Here is a 19,072-nt window from a genome sequence, read left to right on the forward strand (position 1 = left end):
CGCTAGCCGGGTTTCTTTTCGCATGATGAAGTCCCCCGGCATCCTCCGCGGCAATTCGTTCGGGCCGGAAATATCCGTTACGGGTTCAGCTTGGGTGAAACGCCGTCAATCACGACGGTGGTAACGGAGTTATCCGCTGCGGTGATTTCCAGACCGGCGGCTGATGTCTTCAGGTCATCAAGCCGCTCCAAATTGCTGTCCGCCGAGGTTTGGTATACTTCCGCCACCGCTGATGCCGGATAGGAGTATCCGCTCAAGTCAAATACTAAGTTCTTCTCCGAAAGCTCGTTGCGGATGACAAGCACCAGCCTGCCGTGCTCAGCGTCGTAGGCGGCCAGCGTCCGGCCGTCGTCCGTCGGAATGACCGCTGCTCCCGGCCGGATAAACTTACTGAATTGGGCCATGCCATAATACTGTTTGGTCATCGCATACTGCTCTTTGCCGGTGAAGCCTGCATGGATAAATCCCCAGTTATTGCCCGCCCCTTCGTCCTCGACCGCCTGCCAGTACACCCAGGCTGCAGGCTTCATTACTTTCAAGTCGAACATGATGCGCTCCGCCAGCTCCTGCACCGAAGACATATCCTCATGGCTGTGCGGCTCGCTGCCCCCGGTCCCGTATTCGGACATCCATAGCGGTTTGCCCAGCTTGCCGGCAAGCTCCCGCAGCTCCTCCATCCGGCTCCCGTTATAGGAGTGGGTGTTGATCTGCGAGATGGCATCCAGCGTCTCCGGATCATAGGCCAGCAGATTTTCTACCGTTTCGTCGATGCTGTTGTCGTCGGCGGCGCTGACGCCGGTCCCGGTCAGCCCTTTGCTTGCCAGGGACGCCGCGACTTTGCGGATAAGCAGCGCCTGCTTGTCGGTTGTGAAATGGGCACCTTCCTGAATGTTCCCTTTTTTCCACCAGTTCGAAGATGGCTCGTTCAGCGGGTCGAGCGTCCGGAACGTAATGCCCCACTCGTCGCGGTACCTTTTCACCACTTCGGTCAAATAGTCCGCAAAGGCGTCGTACTGATCATCCTTCAGATTGTTGCCCCCGTCGACGGCTCCGGTCACTGATCCGCTGACCGTCATCCAGTAAGGCGGCGAATTGGAGAACGCCTCGGCGATCGTCACCCCGCGCTTCAGCGCTCCCTGCAGCACCGACCGCTGGTTGGCGTCGGCCTCCCAGTCCCACTGCCCCTTTTCCGGCTGAAAACCAGGCACGTCGCCCCCTGGGCGAAGCTCCTTCAATTCCGGATTCTCTCCGCCGCCGATGTTATAACGAACGATTGTGAGGCCAAGCCCCCGATCCGGATCGAAGAGCAGGTCCATCACCTCGTTTTCCTTCTGTTTGTCCTTCCAGCCGCCGAGCACGTTGGCCCACCAGGCCAGCGACGTTCCCCAGCCTTCAAAACCTTCGTATGCTTCCTCCGGCTTCAGATGCACCGGCTCGCTTTCAAACGCTGCCGGCTGCGTGCTGCCGATTTCCTTTGCCGACTTCATCAGCATGCCTCCTCCCGCGATGACCGCCAGCACCAGGCCGGCGGCTGCCAATCCTATCATTCGTTTTCTTTTCCAGCCGGGCTGTGGCACACGCCTTCCCCCTTACTTGATGCCGCTGCTGCCGCCGCTGATGTTAGCCTCGTACACGAACCGCTGGCCGAACAAGTACACCAGCACCATCGGAATCGTCAGAAACAGCGAGGCGACCATGACCAGGTTCCACGGCGGCATCTGCCCGCCGCCAACCGTCGTCAGCAGCTGCACGCCCAGCGCGAGCGGCATTTTTTCCGGATCGTTGATATAAATGAGCGGGCCCATGAAATTGCCCCAGTTCCAGGAGAACGAGAAAATGGCGATGGCCGCCAGGATCGGGTAGGTCAGCGGCATAATGATTTTCCAGTAAATGCCCGGATGGCCCATACCGTCGATCATCGCCGCTTCGTCCAGCGATTTGGGAATGCCCATCACGAACTGCCGGATCAGGAACACATTAAACGCCCCGGCGAAAAAGCTCGGTACGATCAGCGGATAGAACGTGTTAACCCAGCCCAGGTTGCGGAAAATGATAAACTGCGGGACCATCGTCACTTCGCCCGGAATCATCATCGTGCTCAGCAGCACCACGAACAGGATTTTGCTCCCCTTCGCCTTGATCCGCGCAAAGCCGTAGGATACGACCGAGGCGGACAGCACAGAGCCGATGATCGTAATGACCGTAATAATGAGGGAGTTTTTCAGATATAAGCCCAGATTGTTATTGGAAAAGATCGTCACGAAGTTCGACCATTCGAACTCGGCCGGGACGAACGTAAAAGCCGATTTGACCGTCGTCTCGTCGCTCGCCAGCGCAATCGAAATCATGTACAGAAACGGAGAGGCCAGCAGGACGCCCACAACGATTAGAAAAACGTAGGCTATCGCTTTTTCTATATGGGATATCTTACTCATTGGCTTTCCCCTCCTCGTAATGCACCCACAGCGCCGATGAGCGGAAGACGAGCAACGTCAGCGCCATGATCATGATGAACAGCACCCAGGCGATGGACGAAGCGTAGCCCATTTTGTAGAACTGAAAGGCGTTCTGGAACAGGTACGGCACCACCATCTGGCTTGAGTTGTCCGGTCCCCCGGCGGTCGTGATGAACACCTGGGCAAAGGTCTGCAGCGCCCCGATGATCCCGGTCACCAGGTTGAAGAAAATCACCGGCGTCAGCATGGGGAACGTAATGTGGAAAAAGGACTGCGTGCTGCGCGCCCCGTCGATCGCGGCCGCCTCGTACAGCTCCTGGGGCACTCCTTTCATGCCAGCCAGCAGCAGCACCACGCCGCCGCCCACGCCCCACAGCGACATCACGATCAGCGCGGGCTTGACCCAATGCGGGTCCAGCAGCCAGGCCGGACCGTGGATGCCGAAGATCGCCAGCCCCTTGTTGATCAACCCTTCGGTCGGCGCAAGCAGATGGATGAAGAGCAGCGAGCTCGCTACCACTGGCACGACGGACGGGAGATAGAACAAGATGCGGAAGAACGTAATGCCTTTCAGCTTTTTGTTGAGGTAATAAGCAATCCACAGTGAGATGGCCATCCCGACCGGAATCGAGATCAGCGCGTAGAAGAAGGTGTTCCCTACCGATTTCCAGAACAGCGGATCGTCGGTCAGCAGCGTCTTGTAGTTGCCGAAACCGATAAAATGTGGCGACTGGAACAGGTCCCAATCCGCGAAGCTCATGTAAATGGAAAATAAAATCGGGCCCAGGGTAAGTCCGATGAACCCGATCAGCCATGGCGAAATGAACAGGTAAAACCATTTTCCTTCCCGTTTTCCCACGTCAAGCCCTCCTGTGATGAAGGGAGAAGGCCGCCCCGGCGGCTGCCGGAACTTGCCTGCTCCCCAGCTGTCATCCTACTTGTAAATTTTCTCAAGGCCGCTCTGAATCGAAGTCACCGTGTCGTCCAGCGAAGCTTTGTTGTTAAAGTACACGCCAAGCTTGTCGTTAATGACCTTCATCATTTCGTTCCACTGCGGATTGAGAGGCTCCGCGTAAATTTTGGATTCGCTGAAGGCCGCCATGTTGATCTTCTTGCCGCCGTATTCGGCGTTCAGGAATTTGTCGCTGGACAGTCCCGCCTTCGTAGCCGGAGCATCCTGGCCTTTTTCGATCATCGGCATTTGCGCATCGAGCGTGGTCAGCGCCTCGATCACTTTGAAAGCTTCTTCCTTATGCTTGGATGCGTTCGTAATCGTAAAGCCATTGAAGAAGGCGTTGGTCTCGCCCCAGATCGGCGCGATATCCCAGTTGATGCCCTGCACCTTGGCCAGCGAGCCGATGTTCCAGAAGCCGGTCGTTTCCATGGCGATTTTGCCTTGGGCGAACAGCGGATCTGCACCGATGTTGCCCATGTCGGCGATCTCGGTCGGCGTCGGGCCGGCGCCGTACTTGAAGGTCAGGTCGTTCAGGAATTGCAGCGCCTTGCGTACCGGTTCGGTGTCAAAGGTCGGCTTGTTGTCGGCATCCAGCAGCGAGCCTCCATTCTGGTAAATCAGCTGCATCCACTGCGGCCACCAGGAGCCCGGGTAGTAGCCCCACTGCACGGTTTTGCCGTTTTCCTTGATGGTAAGCTTCTGGGCGGCGTTCAGAAGGTCTTCCTGTTTCCAATCCTTCGTTGGATAGGAGACGCCAGCTTTATCGAACATGTCTTTGTTATAAAAGAGAACCATGGCCCCTGCCCGGTCCGGCATGCCGTACTGCTTGCCGTCGTATTTCATCAGGTTCGCAATATCGTCCGTGTACCGCTCGGACATATTGACGTTGTGTTTCTGAATCAGCTCATCCAGCGGAATGATTTGATTCTTGGAGGCATAGGCCTGGTAGTTCTCCGCGATCATCATGATGTCCGGTGCGGTTCCGCCCGCAATCATCGTCTGGACCTTCTGGTCGTAATCCCCGGCCACGAGATTCAGCTTGACGTTAATGTCGGGATAGGTTTTCTTCACGATATCGAGGCGTTCCTGATAAATCTTCTTCTCATCCTCGGAGCCCCAGATCGTCATGGACAAATCGACCTTCTTGCCGCTTGTCCCAGCCCCGCCCTCCGCCGAAGTCCCGCTGTCCTTGCTTCCGCACGCGGTCAGACCGATCAGCATCGACAACACCAATAAAGAAATGATTCCAAAGCTTCTTCTTTTCACCCGTTACTCCCCCTCAAATAAAGTTCAACGACAACAGACGGAACAAATGACCACATTGAAACCCATTTCATGAAATGGGTTTCATAAAGCCTGAATAGAAAACCCGATCCAATTTAATGAAAGGGGTTTCATTCCTCGATCATTATATTCCAGCATTTCCCCGGATGTCAACGCTTTCTTTTTGAGGGCCATTCGCGAGCGTTACCGGCGGGCCGGTCCGGTGCTTTGTCTGATGATCAATTCCGGCTGAAGCGCTGTCTGCTTTTTGGTCTTACCTCCGCCTATGAGGTCATGAAGCAGATCGACCGCCAGCTTACCCAGCTGATACGTGTTTTGAGAGACGGTTGTCAGCTCCGGTATGACTGCGCTCGCCAGCGGCGTGTCGTCATATCCGACGATGGATATGTCGCCCGGGATGGACAGCCCGTGTTCAATCGTCGCCTTGATTGCTCCGATGGCTGTATAGTCGTTGACGCAAATGACCGCCGTCGGCGGATTTTGCTGTTCCAGCAGCCTGGCCATTTGCTCTTTTCCCGAATCGATGGAAAAGTCGCCAAGCAGCAGCCGCTCTTTCGGGATTTCCAGCCCGTGCTCCTTCAGCTTTTTCTGGATGGCCTTCACTTTGACCATGGTGGTAGCCATTTCTTTCAGCCCGCCTACAAAGGCGATTTCCCGGTGCCCGAGGTCAAGCAGATGCTGGGTAGCCAGGACGGCTCCAGCCGCTTCGTCGGTGTATATACGGTGCAAGCCGCTCTTGGCAATGTTTCCGTTCACGAGCACAATCGGCAGATGCTTGCCGGCTTCGATCAATTCCTGCGCCATCTCTTCAGGACAGTGCTGCAAATTGATCCTGCCGCCGAGAAAGATGATGCCGTCGACCCGCTTTTCCCGGAGAATCGTCAAATACTCGGATTCCCTGCTGTGATCCCCGCCGGTATTGCACAGGAAGAACGTATACCCTTTGTCCCGCGCCTCGTTCTCCGCTCCCCAGAACACTTCCGGAAAAAACGGGTTCGTGATGTCCGGCAGAATGATCGCAATCGTTCCGGTCTCTTTCTTGATCAAGCTGCGGGCAAGCGCGTTCGGCTGAAACTGATGCTTCTCGATGATCGCCATCACCTTTTCCCGTGTGCTGGCACGCACCGGCGCGGTATCGTTAAGCACCCGGGATACGGTGGATACCGATACGTTGGCTTCTTTGGCGATATCGTAAATGGTGATAGGTGTCATATGCGAACCTTCCTCTTTCTGAAATAGTCATTGCTAGATAGAATGAACTAAAGAAATGAATGATATTGCCCGTAATGGTCCGTTATAAAAGGGAAGCTCCATGCTTAACTTTAGTTCAATCTATGTAATCATAACAGATCCATGACACCGATGAAACGGATTTCATCCACATCCCTGAACCCAGCCGCCAGGGCTCCCTGCAATGCAAAAAAGGCCGAATTTCCGAACATTTCGGAAATATCGGCCTTGATTTTAATTTTGAATGTCGTTATTGGTCCGCTTGGACCCTTTATTCGCGGCAAGCCCAAAGCAGATTTACTTAGACCAGTTCGAGCACAGTCACCGACTTGGAAGGCAGCTCGACGACCAGGTGCGTCCCATCCGTCTTGAACGCATCGAACGGCTTCGGCGCGATCCGGTCGGGCTGTTCAAACGTGTTATGCGCATCCAGCTCCTCCGAGGTCAACGTCGTTCCGGTCACCGTCAGCGATGCCGCCGAAATGCCGCGCAGGTCGATCGTTACGGTCGAAGCGCTCTCGTCGTTCAAATTGCACAGGCTGATATGGATTTTTCCTTCGGCGTCCCGCGAGGCGGTTCCCGTCACTTCCGGAATGGACCGGCCGAAGGCGCTGTATGTACCGCTCTCCAGATTCAGATCCAGCAGCTCCGCATCCTGATGCACTTTATACATATCGAACACATGGTACGTCGGGGTCAGGGCGATTTTTTCGCCTTCGGTCAAAATGACCGCCTGCAGCACGTTGATCGTCTGGGCGATGTTGGCCATCCGCACCCGGTTGCAGTGCTTATGGAAAATGTTCAGGGTCAATCCCGCCACGAGCGCGTCCCGCAGCGAGTTTTGCTGATACAGGAATCCCGGATTGGTTCCCGGTTCCACGTCATACCAGGTTCCCCATTCGTCGACGATCAGTCCGATCCGTTGGTCAGGGTCATATTTGTCCATAATCGTGCTGTGTTTGGTGATGAGCTCATCCATAAACAGCGCCTTTTCCAGCGTGGTGAACCATTCTTCGCGGCTGAATCCGGTAGCCGGCCCCTTGTTCCCCCATGTTCCCGGGACGGTATAATAGTGCAGCGTAATGGAATCCATATACCGTGCGGCCTCGCGCATCAGCACGTCCATCCAGTTGTAATCGTCCGAGTTCGGGCCGCAGGCGATGCGGTGAATCCGGTTGTCCCCGTAGTTGCGGACGTACGTCTGGTACTGGCGGTACAAATCCGCATAGTATTCCGGCCGCATGTTGCCGCCGCAGCCCCAGTTTTCATTGCCTACGCCAAAATAGGTGACCGACCAAGGCTGTTCGCGCCCGTTCTCTTCGCGCAGCTCTGCCATCGGCGATACGCCTCCGAAGGTCAGGTACTCCACCCATTCCGACATTTCCTGCACGGTACCGCTTCCAACATTGCCGTTAATATAAGGCTCACAGCCGATTTGGGCACATAATTCCATGAATTCATGCGTGCCGAAGTGATTGTTCTCCACCACGCCGCCCCAGTGGGTATTAATCATCCGTTTGCGGTTTTCCCGCGGTCCGATGCCGTCCTTCCAATGGTACTCGTCCGCAAAACAGCCGCCCGGCCAGCGCAGCACCGGTACCCGGATTTGCTTCAGCGCCTCCACGACGTCATTGCGGATGCCGTTCGTGTTCGGAATCGGCGAATCCTCCCCGACCCAGATTCCTTCGTAAATGCACCGCCCCAAATGCTCCGAGAAGTGTCCGTAAATGTTTTTATTGATTTTGCCTTTAATCGTGTCTGCGTTTAATACGCTGCTCATCCAATAGCCTCCTCTTTCCCGGTTTTCTCCCACACAGTATAGTAGCTTGTACGTTCTGCCACAATGATTTATACTGGCCAAAAACTGACCTATCGTGCTTTTTATGGAGGAGGCATTTATGATTCAATTAGTCAGCTGCGGGCACAACTTCGTTCACTCGGACGGGATCCGGATCGACCGCAGCAGCGGAGCCGGGAATTACGCTTTTGTCCTTTTTCGGAGCAAGGCGGAAGTGGTGATTGACGGCACGGCTTATACCGTGGATAACAATGCCTACATCTTGATGCAGCCCAGCACGCCTTACATGTACCGGGACTTGGAGAAGCCTTTTGTCAACGACTGGTTCCACTGCGAAGGAACGGAGCTAGGCGCATATCTGCAGCAGCTTCAGCTTCCGCTTGACCGTCCGGCCGAAGCGGCTTACCCGGCGTCCGTGTCCCGGGGCATCATGGAGCTTCAAAACGTGAACTGGCTGGGCGGGCCCCACCGTTTGGAAATTATCGACCTGGACCTGCGCAGCCTGCTGATGAAGCTCGCCAATTGGCGGCATCTGCCCCCTGCCCAGGGAAATGCCGGCCGGTATTTGCACCAGCTGTCGGAAATCCGCAGCGAGCTGTACCGTTCACCGCAGACGTCCTACTCCTTGGATGAGCTCGCAGCAAGCGTCAACCTGAGCAAATCTTATTTTCAGCATTTGTACAAGGATTTGTTCGGATGCTCCGTCTCGTCCGACATGATCAACAGCAGGCTGGAGTATGCGAAGTATTTGCTGGATAACAGCTCCCTCTCCATTGGCGGCATCGCCAAAATGTGCGGATACGAGAACGAAACCCACTTCATGCGGCAGTTCAAAAAATTCGTATCAGCCACTCCGAGCGGCTATCGGAAAAGAAAGTAGCGCACCTGCCTTGCGAGTTTACTCCCCTGATTCCATGGGAACAATAGCAGCAACAATAAGGAAAATGGGGCTGCACAACGAATGAGTAACAATCTATGGAATACGATCAAAAACAGCGGTGTCGTCTGGAAAATGCCGCTGGCTGCGGCGCTGTCATGGGAGGCTGCAAAGTGGGCGGGCTCTTCACATCCTTATCTCGCCCCGCTGACCGCGATTTTGTCCGTACAGGCCACAGTCAGCCAATCGATGCAGTTCGCCTGGCAGCGAGTTCTGGGAACGGTTGCCGGCGTCCTGCTGACGCTCTGCGTAACGCCCTGGCTCCCCCTGAACGGATGGAGCATCGGGGCGTGCCTGTTTGTCGCAGCTTTTGCCATCCAGCGCCTGAAGCTGGACCACACCATGGTCACACAGGTGGCCCTCAGCATTCTGCTCGTGCTGTTCTTTCAGCACAAAATGCCCAGCTATTCGCTCGACCGGATCCGGGATACGATCATCGGCGCCGTGTTAGCGGTACTGGTCCAGGCGCTGCTGTTCCCGCCGGATTCCATCCCATCCGCCAAGCAAAAAATGACCCGCTTCGCGGACCATTTGGCAAGTCATTTTATCAAAGCCGGGCAATGGGTGGAGAAGGGATGTCCTCCAAGTGAAGCGCAAACGCTGAAATGGACTTGGCAAGCGCTGTTTCAGGAGCTGCACCAAGCGACCACCGAGCTGGACAAGGCGGCCCAGAGCTTGCGGTACCACCCTTTTGCCACCAAGAAGCGCGATCTGCTGAACCGCCTGACCCGGCAGATGGAGCAGCTGCGTTCGGGCTACGCCAATCTGTCGGATATGATCCGGGTGCTGGGGCAGTGGTCGCGGACCGGCCATTTTACCCGGGAGCACCAGCAGCAATGGGCCGCTCACCTGCAAGAACTCGCCCAGGTGATCAAGAGGTGGCATACAGGCCCCGATATCTCCACAGACGGCAGCGCCGGCAAGGTCAGCTTGAGCCTTCAGGCCCCGGCGCATTGGGAGCAGGAGCAGTACCCTCTCGCCCTGTATATGAATGCCGGGCAGCTGCTTCAGGATTTTGGCGGGGAATCCGCGTTCTCCTTGTCCCGCAGCAGTCCGTAGTCCTCCGGTGTGTCCACGTCGAGGAACAGATCCGGCGATCCGAAAGGGACGGAGATCCCCGGCCTTCCGTGACGGATCAGCTGCCGGGCTCCCTGGTCTCCTTGCAGCCGGAGCAGCTCCGGAAACATCCGCCGGTGGCAAATGACCGGCGGTCCCGCCAGACCGCCGAACTCCGCGGCGGCGAAATGAATCTCTTCCCGTTCCGATGCCTGATCGTAGCGGCAGAGCAGTTCGTTGATCATTGCAGCCGTAACGAAGGGCTGGTCGGCGAGCAAGATCATAACCGCTTCGGCCCCCGCGGTCATCGCCGCCTCCACTCCGCACCGGATCGAATGCGCCTGTCCTGAATGCGCATCCGGACAGCGGACAAGCGTCCATTTCGCTCGAAAGCTGTCACTGCCAAGGGCTGCGCCCAACCAATCCGCCTTCCCTTCAGCGGTCACGATCCATACATGCGCCAAACCGGCCTGCAGGGCGGCAAGCAGAGCATGATTGCCAAGCGCAATCCCCCTCAGCGGCAGACCAAGCTTATTCGTTCCCATCCGGCTGCTTTGTCCCGCCGCCAAATAAATGCCTTGGATGCTATGTTGCTTCATAAGATAAGCGCCTCTTTCGGGAAGTTCGGTACACCTGAATTAATTCAGCCACGATGCTGAAGGCGATCTCTTCCGGACCTTCTGCTCCGATCGGCAAACCTACGGGGGCGTGCCAATGTTCCGGCAGGGAGCCGCCTTCGAGAATCCGCTCTGTTCTGCGTTTCGAGCCCAGGAGACCGACATAAGCCAGGTTATGGCTGGAGAGGATCCGGATGAGCTCCCGGTCCCTCCGGAAGTGATGCGTCATGATGACCACGTAATCGTTTGGCGTCCACTGCATCCGCCCGGCCGTTTCCTCCGGGAAGCCGTCAAGCAGCGTGTGGGCATCCGGAAAAAAGCTTCGGTCGCACAGGGCTGCCCTCCAATCGGCGACGGCGACCGTGAATCCGGCAGCGGCCGCAAAGGAGGCCAATGGCCTGGCATCCGGCCCGGCACCGAACAGGGTCAGCCGGGGTTTGGGGAAATACGTGTGGACGAATACTTCCTCCGTCTCTCCCGGCACGATCTGCATCCCGCTCCGCCGCCCCATCCGGGCAGCGGCCCAATCCAGTAGAGCCTCGGGAAACGCTCCCGGCCATTCGCCGAACCGGTGCCTGGAGCTGGTGACAAAGCTGTATCCCACAGCCAGGGGGTCCGCGCTATTTTTTAGAATCAGCATGACTTCGGTCTGATCGTCCAAATAATCCTTCAGCATCAGCAGATGCCTCCGCAGCGAGTCGCCGACGGCCACAGCCGTAACCTGGATCACGCCTCCACAGCCCGGTCCTTCCCCCCAGGACAGCGGATCGGCAGCATCCAGGTCGAAAGTATAGGTGCGCGGTCCCTCGGCTGCCAAAAGCTCTGGGACGCGGGCAGCGATATCCGCTTCCATGCAGCCGGCGCTCAGCACGCCGACCTGCGTTCCGTTCTCGAACAGCAGCATGGATGCGCCCTCTTTACGGTAGGCGCTGCCCTCCACCCGGGTAATGGTCGCCAGCACGCTGCGCTCTCTGCACTGCTGAAGTGCTTCCAGAATCCGATGAATGTCTTCCAAGCGCGTTCCTCCTTTTAGCTGCTGCCGGCTGCCGGGCCGCCTTCCTTGTTCGCTGCCAGCGCCGCCATGATCGCCCCGTGAATTTCTTCATACGAGGTGCAGCGGCATATGTTCGATTCCAGCCACAGCCGGATAGTCTCCGGATCCGCGTCCGGATGGGCGCTCAGCAGCCCGTGACCGTTCATGATAAATCCCGACGTGCAGTAGCCGCATTGAAACGCCTGCTTCAGGACAAATTGTTCCTGGACCGGCGAATGCTTCAACCCTTCGATCGTGGTGATGCGCTGTCCGTCCGCCTCAACGGCGAGCATCAGGCAGGACTTCATCGGCAGCCCGTTCAGGATAACGGTACAGGCGCCGCAGTCCCCATTCTCGCAGCCTGGCTTGCACCCGGTTAAGCCAAGGTGGTCCCGGAGGGTAAGCAGCAGCGTCTCCGCCGCACGGACCCAGAGCCACCTGCGCTCCCCGTTGACCTCCAGCTCCAGCGGATAGATCGCATTCGAGTTCGAGCTTGCGCTTTCCAGGACGTTCACCTTCCTTCCAAAGCATGAATGGCGTCTTTGACGGTTTGCTTAAATAAAAAGAGCCGGTAATCGGCCGTGCCTTCCGTATTGGTCAGCGGCGGGGCCGGGAGCTGTCCCGCTGCCTGGCGTGCCCGCTCTTCCGCAGAAAGCCCGGGGGTGTTCAGCACCTGCTCGATGGCGGCTGAACGGAACGGGAACCCGCAGACCCCGCTGAATGCCGCTCGGATGCGGCTTCCCTTTCTCACGGCGACCAAGGTCACCAAGGGGTAACCGACATTACCGATCTGCCGCTTCTTCACATGGACGGACGGCAAAGATACGAATCCACTGTCCGTCACGGTCTGCAGCAGAAATTCTCCGGGCTCCAGACGGATCTGCCCGCGGAAGACTTCGTGGATCGCAGCCTCCCTGACTCCGCCTTTCCCTGCGATGACCAGGCGGCTGTCGGCCACAAGCAGCGGGAGTACCGCTTCCCTGTAATAGATCCGGCCGCACAGGTTGCCGCCGAGCGTAATTTTGTTGCGGGACGTCTGGTCGGCGACGCCCTGGGCCGCCCTGCCGAGCAGCGGGAAGAGGTTCGCGCCAGTAACGGCGGACAACGTGACACAGCCGCCGATGATCAGGTCATTTTCGCGGAACTCCATCACATTGCATTCAGGGATCGCTTTTAAATCGACGACCGCACCCGGGCGATCCTTGTTCAGCCTGGCCATCGTAATGATTTCCGTCCCTCCGGACCAATACATCGGATGCTTGCCCTGGGCTTGCAGCGCCTGAAAGGCGTTGACCGCCTCTTTCACCGAAGACGGCCGGTAATAATCAAAGTCAAAGGGTATCATGGGCCGTCCTCCAGATCCGCTCCGGGGTAAGCGGAAGCCGATTTAGCGCGATGCCCGTTGCTGCCGACAAAGCGTTTGCCAGAGCAGCAGGCATGCCGATCACGCCATGCTCGCCGATGCCCCGCAGGCCGAAGGGCGCCTCCGCGTTCGGCGTTTCGACGAAATCGACGAAATACGCTGGCTGCTCTCCGTATCGCAACATGTGATAAGTCCGGAACTGCGGATTCAGCACCCGGGCCTCTTCATTGAACGCAAAGGCCTCCCTGCTGGCAAGGCCCAGCCCCATGCTCATGCCTCCGGTGATTTGGCCGCGGGCGAAAACGGGATTGATCACCCTCCCGGCATCAATAACGGTTGCCGCCTGCAGGATTCGGTAGCTAAAATCTCTCGTATCCAGCTCCACTTCCACCATCTGTGCGCCGACTGTCCATTCCGGGCCCGGTTTTCCTTTGCCGGTCATCGGATCCAGCTCCTTAATATCCCGCATCGCGTAGCTGCCCCGGCCGATGACCTGGCTTCCGATCGTTCCCCCTTCCGGAAGTTTGTATCCAAGGGCAATCTTGGTGATCTCTATGCCGATCCCCGGATCCCGCTTGCTGTAAACCCTTCCGCCTCCGATTTCCAGCTCGGCCGGCGGAAGCTGAAGTACCCAGGCGGCCGTGTTCTTCAGCTGTACGATGGCATCGTGCGCCGCCGCCCGAATCGCGTTGCCGACCAGAAAAGTACTGCGGCTTGCGACGGTTTTCCACAGCTGCGGCTCGGTCTCTGTATTGACGTCAGTGCTGATCGATACTTTGTGCACATCCATTCGGAGCAGCTCGGCTACCATTTGAGTGAGGGACGTCCGCGTGCCCTGCCCGATCTCCACAGCGCCGCAGAGCAAATTCACGCTGCCATCGGCATTGAAAATGATGACCGCCCCCGCACCAGCATCGGCTGGGGTATTGGAATTTTTCCACATACAGCAAACGCCTCTGGCTTTGACAAAGTGGCCTTTTGCTTCAATCAAGGGCTGCTCATCCCATCGGATCATATCTTTCAGCTTAGCGATACACATCGGGAGATTGCCTACCGTACTCCGGTCCAGCAGCGTTTGCGTCGGCGTCGTGTCACCGGGCCCGATAGCATTCAGAAAGCGGAACTCCAGCGGATCCATGCTGAGGCGTGCGGCCATGACATCCATTGCCCGCTCTATGGCAAACGTCAGCTCGGGATGTCCAAACCCGCGAAATGAAGTGGAATACGGATGATTCGTATACATGCAGAGCGAATCGCACTGCAGATTGTCGATTCGGTACGGACCCGAGCAGTCGCTGGCTCCCGCCTTGCTCATGATCGGTCCCCGGTCCGAGTAGGCTCCCCCGTCAAACCAGTGCGTAATTTCCGCGGCAGCGATTTTTCCATCGGTGGTACAGCCCAGCTTGACTCTCGACTCCAGCCCGATATGCACCGGGGAAGAGACCATGTCCCGCTCCCTTGAATTGACCAGCTTGACCGCTTTTCCCCCTACGGCCCGGGAAGCCAGAAAAGCGAGAAATTCCAGCTGAACGGCCGCCTTCCCGCCAAACCCACCGCCAACGAGCGGGGTGTGAACGATGATTTGCTGCAGCGGGATATGAAAGTATCTGTTGATTTGGCTGCGGATGATGTAGGGGGACTGCGACGCGGAATGGATGACGACTTTGCCGTCCGGCAGCAGCTCCGCCGTACTGCAGCGCGGTTCCATCGCGGCATGGTCGGATTGCGGCATGCTCACCCGGACCTCGATCGTGTGGACGCTGCGGCTCCATCCTTCCTCCATGTTTCCTTTGCGGATCCGGTTGCGGCTTGCAACGTTGGTGCCTGGCTCCGGATACACCTCTTCATAGTGCTTATACTCGGCCAGACGTTCATGAATGAGCGGTGCGCCCGGCTTATAGGCCTCAAGCGGGGACTGAACAAGCGGCAGCGTCTCGTATTCCACGCGGACCTGCAGCGCCGCCATTTCCGCGATATATTCCGCATCCGCCACCACCACGGCGACCGGCTCGCCGAAATATCTCACCTTTTCTAAGGCCAGCGGCGGCCGGTCTTCCAGCGGAGAACCGGTGAGCACCGGGAAATCCTCTCCTGTGATGACCGCACGGACGCCCGGAATACTCCGGGCCGCGGAGGTATCGATCGACAGCATCCGGGCATGGGCATGCGAGCTGACAGCCAAGGCGGCGTGAAGCAGACCCGGCTTCGAGGTATCTCCCGTGTAACGGGCCGCCCCGGTCACTTTCTGCCCGGATTCCTTTCTCAGAACTTCTTTTCCGATGGACGAGGCGATTTCGGCTCCCTCCTTTCATCCCTATAGTTGTGATAGATGCACATCCTCTACTTCCTATTTATATGGGAAATGCATTGTCCCTAGTATTCGGGTTTATCGCACAACCTCAGTAAAAAAGGTCTATCGATGTACATCAAACCGGGCCGGTGTACATCAGCTTGGAAATGTCGTCGTATTTGATCAGCGCCGAGTTGACGTTATAGCTCATGTACAGCACCATCTGCCGAAGGTTGTTGGTGTACATTTTTCAAGCCGAAGGTGGGAGGTTTTCGAGGACATTGCTGCTGATTGAGTTCAAGCCTGGAAGTCATGCACGAATTCGGTATAAAATGGTTGATGTGTGCTTTTTGTACACTGTTACTGGTTGTTTTTTTACACGTGGGAGGAGAATCGTTGTGAAGAATTGTGCGCTGTACAGCTCAACCTTCGATCTGGATCAGATCGTGGACCTGATGAAGGCGGTCGACCCGAATGGAAAAATGAGCGTCAATGAAAGCAAAACCCGGATTGAAATCGTCAGCAAGAGCTGGCTTCGCCGAAAGGCTACCGCTTTTAACATCATGACCAGCAAAACGCACCCGGATGAGTTTGCAAGCATGCGAAGCGGCATGGAGCAATTTTTTGCCCAGATCCCGGCGGAGAACGAGCCGCTGCAGCAAAAGCTGCTGATCAAGATCAGCACGCTCAATATGGTCATCGGCGTCGAAACGGAGGATGACATTTCGGAATCCTTGTTCACCCAGCTGCTGTCGATTATCCGGCCGCTGGACGGGCTGATGTTCTGGGGCGGCGGGCAGCTGCTGAACCCGGAAGGACGGCTGCTGCTGGGTACGGACGGCCGCTCGGAAGTGGAAGATTATACTGTCACCGCCCATACTAGCTTTCTCCATGGCGAAGAGCCGGAGACAGCGTCCGGGACAGAGCGCAAAGGGCGTTCCGAAGCGATTCTGTCGGCGCAAGGCTTCCAGAAGATGCCGCCAATGCCCGGACAGCTCGGCGATGAAGCCGCGGGACGAATCCGGACGCTTGCGGAAACCGCGCAGCGCGCCGTCGCCCTCTGCATTACGGCCGTCAAGGGCGAATGCATCGGTGCGGGCGAAAGCCCCGAGGATACCCGGGAGCTGATCTCGAGAATTACGGCCCAGTACGGGGCGGACGGGTTCTTTTCCCCCGAGGAGAAGGCATTTATCCAAAACGGCCAAGCGGATGAATCCGAAGCGGTCCCGTTCTCCTGGCGGTATGAAGGCTTTTGGGTGCTGCTGTGGGCCTTGGGCCATGTGGACGCCTTGGGGAGCCCGACAGATATTTGCGATGTCCCCGAAGCTGTCTCCAAGCTGCAGCAGTATGATTCGTTTGATGCCTTTTTAGCGGGCTCACGGCTGCGGAGCAGTATGGAAATTCTCGACGCCGCCGATTTGATCTACCGGTACGACTGGCTCTGCGTCGACAGCCGGATTCAAGGACAGCCGGCTCCCGGCGGCCTGAACGCAGGCGTCGTGTATGAGCGTCACCGTGCCTTGAACTGGCTGACCGGATATATGGGCCAGGAATGGGACGATGTGCGGACGGATACGTAGGGTGAAAGGAATATGGGTTACTACTTTCCGAGAGGGTAGGCAGCGGGATCCGAACAACGGCATATTTGCCGAGCGTTAAGCAGAGGGGATCGAACAAAGACCTACTCGAGGAGGGTTTGTAAAGAAGCGGCAAAGATGCTTCGTCTACATACAGGATGATATATGGATGATCTTCGTTTTTTAAGATTGACGCAAGGGTGACCTGCGGGTGAACCCTTCAAGAAGGAGGCAAAAATGAGTAACGAACGGATCGTAGAGCTTCAAAGTGCCCTGCAGCGCACGGCGACCCTTTTTCAAACAGGTGGAAGCAGGCCTAGCCCCTCGGTGGAGCAGTGCTGGATCGGACAAGTCAACCTGGCATTGCCCAATGAGGAACTGCCCGTCGATGTGGACGGAGAGGCGATGGCTCCCATCCTTCAGCTATATCTGCCCGCGCTGCCCTATGTTCCGGACGAACTGAAGGAAACCGAACTGCTGACCGTATTTTTGTCACCTAACGTCCTGGATCACGATGATATGAGCGGATATATGTGCATCCGAGAGTACAGCGATACCGGAAAATTGATCTTGAAAGACTTCGGGCCTGCCTTTATGTCGATCAAACCTTTCCCGCTGTTCCCAGAGCTTTGTCAAGATGACTCCCCGCAATGGGACAGCGATGATATACCCGAAGCATACAGACAAGAGATTCTCCGACTGGAAGAGCTGGAAGGGCTGAATTATTTCGAGGATATTGCCGGGAAAATATATCGTGTCCACAAGCTTGGCGGATATGCCGCCTTCACCCAGCCTGGCGTTGACTTTGGAGATGGATACGCTTTTGTCTTCCAAATCGCCTCAGACGCCAAAGCCGGGCTCAACATCGTGGATGACGGCAATTTTTATTTTGCCAAGCATAAAAAGAACGGCACCTGGCGCGGCTACTTCGATTTTTATTAAAGAATCTATGGGGAGTGAAACTTTGATGGACGTGCTGGACCAAGCCATGGCATCTTTTCTAAAATGGCAGGATCAATATAACGAGGCATGTGGACTTTTCAAAGAGCAGGACATCCGCCCGTTGGCGGAGTTCTGTGACCCCGGCGTGGATATACGTATTCCGCTTTCGCCGGAACTGCAGCATTTTTACACCAGGTATGAAATAAGAAGTGGTGCTGATCATAAAACATCGCTCGGAATGAAAAGCGCCGCCGTGGAAATCGGAGATGCGGCCGTTCTTTTCTTTCCGAAGCCGGAGCATTTGTTTCGCCAGCAGCTGGGATACCGTTGGCTGGGAACGGGGGAGCCGTATCAAGCATCCCCTTCCTGGCCTCCGGAGCATGTGGTCATTGCCAATTACAACGACGACCCGCTGATCGTCGACACCGCCTCGCCGGCGTCCCCGGTGTATGGGCGGATCGATGGATCTGAAGCATTCCTCCTTGCAGACTCGCTGGCCGACTTTTTTTCGGCCCTGGCCCTCTTGATCGAAGCCGCTTTCGCAATGGAGGGGAACGTAACCAACGAAGAAACGTTTGAAATCGAGGCTGCCTTTGTGGAGGAAGTCAGGCCGAAGCTGGTGCAGCTGCTGGGTAAGGATAAGGTGGAAAATGTGATGAAGTATTTGTCGTTTTACTAGAGAACATCTCGGATTCATCCGCTGAAAACAGTCATTGACGAGTAATCCTTTAAGAGATCAGTCTCGCAATGAAAAATGCGATTCCGGCGGCCGCTCCGCCTACAATGGTTGTTTGCCAGGCACTACGGAACGGACGGGTACCGGTGAACCTTCCTTTTACGTAGCCAAACACGAATAAGGCAATCAGCGTGACGATCACCGAAACGGATAAAGCTGTGTCCGACTGCCTGATCAGCATGTAAGGGGACAGCGGAATCACACCTCCTATAATGTAGGACAGTCCGATCGTGAGCGAGCTGTTGCGCGCCCTCTTAGGCTCGGGCTCTTCGAGCCCGAGTTCATATTTCATCATAAATTGAACCCATCGGTCCGAGTCCTGGCAGATGGCATCCACCGCCGATTCCACAATTTCTTCGGGAAAATGCCACTCTCTCAGGATATCGGCCACTTCCTCCCTTTCCTGATCCGGTATTTCCCTGATTTCCTCCTGCTCCCGCACGAGTTCGGATGCATAATGCTCCCGGTCCGTCCGGGCGGCAAGATATCCGCCGAGCCCCATCGCGATAGCACCCGCAGCGATTTCAGCCATCCCCGCCACAACGACCAGGCTCGTATTTGGTACGGTCCCGGACAAGCCGGCGGCAAGGGCAAACGGAACCGTTAAACCGTCCGACATTCCGATCACAATATCCCTGATCAAATCCGGTGCGTTAAAATGCTTTTCCTCATGCCTTTCCACAGTCATCATTCCCCCACCCTGCGAGCAGCTTCTGCGCTTGATTCCCTTAATATGGGTGGTTCCCATTAAAATATACCTGAATGAGCCTGCACGGCCTCTGCTCCATTCGGGGGATA

Annotated in this window: 17 protein-coding genes; 5 read left to right on the plus strand and 12 right to left on the minus strand. The window is 56.6% G+C overall.

The genetic code is table 11. The annotated features are described in order from the left end of the window. Positions 1-77: 77 nt before the first annotated feature. The 6 genes from C7820_RS14085 to C7820_RS14115 all read right to left on the minus strand — a co-directional run bounded on the left by C7820_RS14085 (position 78) and on the right by C7820_RS14115 (position 7,705). On the minus strand, positions 78-1,547 hold the full coding sequence (locus tag C7820_RS14085; protein ID WP_181909027.1) for a glycoside hydrolase family 30 protein: 1,470 nt from the start codon (positions 1,545-1,547) through the stop codon (positions 78-80). Between the two features lie 42 nt (positions 1,548-1,589). Then, positions 1,590-2,435: a carbohydrate ABC transporter permease gene (locus C7820_RS14090; RefSeq protein WP_116231402.1), complete on the minus strand. Its 846-nt coding sequence runs from the start codon at positions 2,433-2,435 to the stop codon at positions 1,590-1,592. Next, complete coding sequence (locus C7820_RS14095; protein WP_116231403.1) at positions 2,428-3,315, minus strand: carbohydrate ABC transporter permease; 888 nt, start codon at positions 3,313-3,315, stop codon at positions 2,428-2,430. Before C7820_RS14095 ends, C7820_RS14090 begins: the two co-directional genes overlap by 8 nt. A 75-nt stretch (positions 3,316-3,390) precedes the next feature. Next, a complete protein-coding gene (locus C7820_RS14100) occupies positions 3,391-4,677 on the minus strand; it encodes an ABC transporter substrate-binding protein (RefSeq protein ID WP_258875230.1) in 1,287 nt (428 codons plus the stop codon). 201 nt (positions 4,678-4,878) lie between these two features. Next, complete coding sequence (locus C7820_RS14105; RefSeq protein ID WP_116231404.1) at positions 4,879-5,907, minus strand: LacI family DNA-binding transcriptional regulator; 1,029 nt, start codon at positions 5,905-5,907, stop codon at positions 4,879-4,881. A gap of 319 nt (positions 5,908-6,226) precedes the next feature. Next, positions 6,227-7,705 carry an alpha-N-arabinofuranosidase gene (locus tag C7820_RS14115; RefSeq protein WP_089546388.1) on the minus strand — a complete coding sequence of 493 codons (1,479 nt, stop codon included), beginning with the start codon at positions 7,703-7,705 and terminating at the stop codon, positions 6,227-6,229. Positions 7,706-7,823: 118 nt separating this feature from the next. On the opposite strand from C7820_RS14115, the gene C7820_RS14120 reads away from it, so the two are divergent. Further along, on the plus strand, positions 7,824-8,603 hold the full coding sequence (locus C7820_RS14120) for a helix-turn-helix domain-containing protein (RefSeq protein WP_116231406.1): 780 nt from the start codon (positions 7,824-7,826) through the stop codon (positions 8,601-8,603). 81 nt (positions 8,604-8,684) lie between these two features. After that, complete coding sequence (locus tag C7820_RS14125) at positions 8,685-9,719, plus strand: FUSC family protein (protein WP_116231407.1); 1,035 nt, start codon at positions 8,685-8,687, stop codon at positions 9,717-9,719. Here C7820_RS14125 and C7820_RS14130 read toward each other — a convergent pair. From C7820_RS14130 to C7820_RS14150, 5 genes are read right to left on the minus strand one after another with little or no spacing between them, the layout of a single operon-like run. Continuing rightward, on the minus strand, positions 9,668-10,315 hold the full coding sequence (locus tag C7820_RS14130) for a nucleotidyltransferase family protein (protein ID WP_116231408.1): 648 nt from the start codon (positions 10,313-10,315) through the stop codon (positions 9,668-9,670). The genes C7820_RS14125 and C7820_RS14130 overlap by 52 nt on opposite strands. Further along, positions 10,302-11,348, minus strand: coding sequence for an XdhC family protein (locus tag C7820_RS14135; RefSeq protein WP_116231409.1), 1,047 nt, complete (start codon positions 11,346-11,348; stop codon positions 10,302-10,304). The genes C7820_RS14130 and C7820_RS14135 overlap by 14 nt, the downstream gene beginning before the upstream one ends. A 14-nt stretch (positions 11,349-11,362) precedes the next feature. Further along, a complete protein-coding gene (locus tag C7820_RS14140; RefSeq protein WP_309545755.1) occupies positions 11,363-11,881 on the minus strand; it encodes a (2Fe-2S)-binding protein in 519 nt (172 codons plus the stop codon). Further along, on the minus strand, positions 11,878-12,711 hold the full coding sequence (locus C7820_RS14145; RefSeq protein WP_116231410.1) for an FAD binding domain-containing protein: 834 nt from the start codon (positions 12,709-12,711) through the stop codon (positions 11,878-11,880). The genes C7820_RS14140 and C7820_RS14145 overlap by 4 nt, the downstream gene beginning before the upstream one ends. Continuing rightward, entirely contained in the window at positions 12,698-14,971 is a 2,274-nt protein-coding gene (locus tag C7820_RS14150) for a xanthine dehydrogenase family protein molybdopterin-binding subunit (RefSeq protein ID WP_258875231.1), read from the minus strand. The genes C7820_RS14145 and C7820_RS14150 overlap by 14 nt, the downstream gene beginning before the upstream one ends. 446 nt (positions 14,972-15,417) lie before the next feature. Here C7820_RS14150 and C7820_RS14155 point away from each other — a divergent pair, with 446 nt between their 5' ends. The 3 genes from C7820_RS14155 (at position 15,418) to C7820_RS14165 (ending at position 18,217) form a co-directional block, all read left to right on the plus strand. After that, entirely contained in the window at positions 15,418-16,599 is a 1,182-nt protein-coding gene (locus C7820_RS14155; protein ID WP_116231412.1) for a DUF4272 domain-containing protein, read from the plus strand. A 234-nt stretch (positions 16,600-16,833) separates the two neighbouring features. Then, positions 16,834-17,538, plus strand: a complete 705-nt coding sequence (locus C7820_RS14160; RefSeq protein WP_116231413.1) for a YwqG family protein — start codon at positions 16,834-16,836, stop codon at positions 17,536-17,538. A gap of 25 nt (positions 17,539-17,563) precedes the next feature. After that, positions 17,564-18,217, plus strand: coding sequence for a hypothetical protein (locus C7820_RS14165; protein WP_116231414.1), 654 nt, complete (start codon positions 17,564-17,566; stop codon positions 18,215-18,217). A 49-nt stretch (positions 18,218-18,266) separates the two neighbouring features. Here C7820_RS14165 and C7820_RS14170 read toward each other — a convergent pair whose 3' ends face one another. Beyond that, positions 18,267-18,962 carry a VIT1/CCC1 transporter family protein gene (locus tag C7820_RS14170; protein ID WP_116231415.1) on the minus strand — a complete coding sequence of 232 codons (696 nt, stop codon included), beginning with the start codon at positions 18,960-18,962 and terminating at the stop codon, positions 18,267-18,269. Positions 18,963-19,072 lie beyond the last annotated feature (110 nt).

It is taken from the genome of Paenibacillus sp. VMFN-D1 (assembly GCF_003386155.1).
In the GTDB taxonomy this organism is placed as follows: domain Bacteria; phylum Bacillota; class Bacilli; order Paenibacillales; family Paenibacillaceae; genus Paenibacillus_AQ; species Paenibacillus_AQ favisporus.

Coding starts and splice junctions, on each gene's coding strand:
- C7820_RS14085 (WP_181909027.1), bottom strand. CDS start 1,547: ATGATAGGATTGGCAGCCGCCGGCCTGGTGCTGGCGGTCATCGCGGGA.
- C7820_RS14090 (WP_116231402.1), bottom strand. CDS start 2,435: ATGAGTAAGATATCCCATATAGAAAAAGCGATAGCCTACGTTTTTCTA.
- C7820_RS14105 (WP_116231404.1), bottom strand. CDS start 5,907: ATGACACCTATCACCATTTACGATATCGCCAAAGAAGCCAACGTATCG.
- C7820_RS14115 (WP_089546388.1), bottom strand. CDS start 7,705: ATGAGCAGCGTATTAAACGCAGACACGATTAAAGGCAAAATCAATAAA.
- C7820_RS14120 (WP_116231406.1), top strand. CDS start 7,824: ATGATTCAATTAGTCAGCTGCGGGCACAACTTCGTTCACTCGGACGGG.
- C7820_RS14125 (WP_116231407.1), top strand. CDS start 8,685: ATGAGTAACAATCTATGGAATACGATCAAAAACAGCGGTGTCGTCTGG.
- C7820_RS14130 (WP_116231408.1), bottom strand. CDS start 10,315: ATGAAGCAACATAGCATCCAAGGCATTTATTTGGCGGCGGGACAAAGC.
- C7820_RS14145 (WP_116231410.1), bottom strand. CDS start 12,711: ATGATACCCTTTGACTTTGATTATTACCGGCCGTCTTCGGTGAAAGAG.
- C7820_RS14160 (WP_116231413.1), top strand. CDS start 16,834: ATGAGTAACGAACGGATCGTAGAGCTTCAAAGTGCCCTGCAGCGCACG.
- C7820_RS14165 (WP_116231414.1), top strand. CDS start 17,564: ATGGACGTGCTGGACCAAGCCATGGCATCTTTTCTAAAATGGCAGGAT.
- C7820_RS14170 (WP_116231415.1), bottom strand. CDS start 18,962: ATGACTGTGGAAAGGCATGAGGAAAAGCATTTTAACGCACCGGATTTG.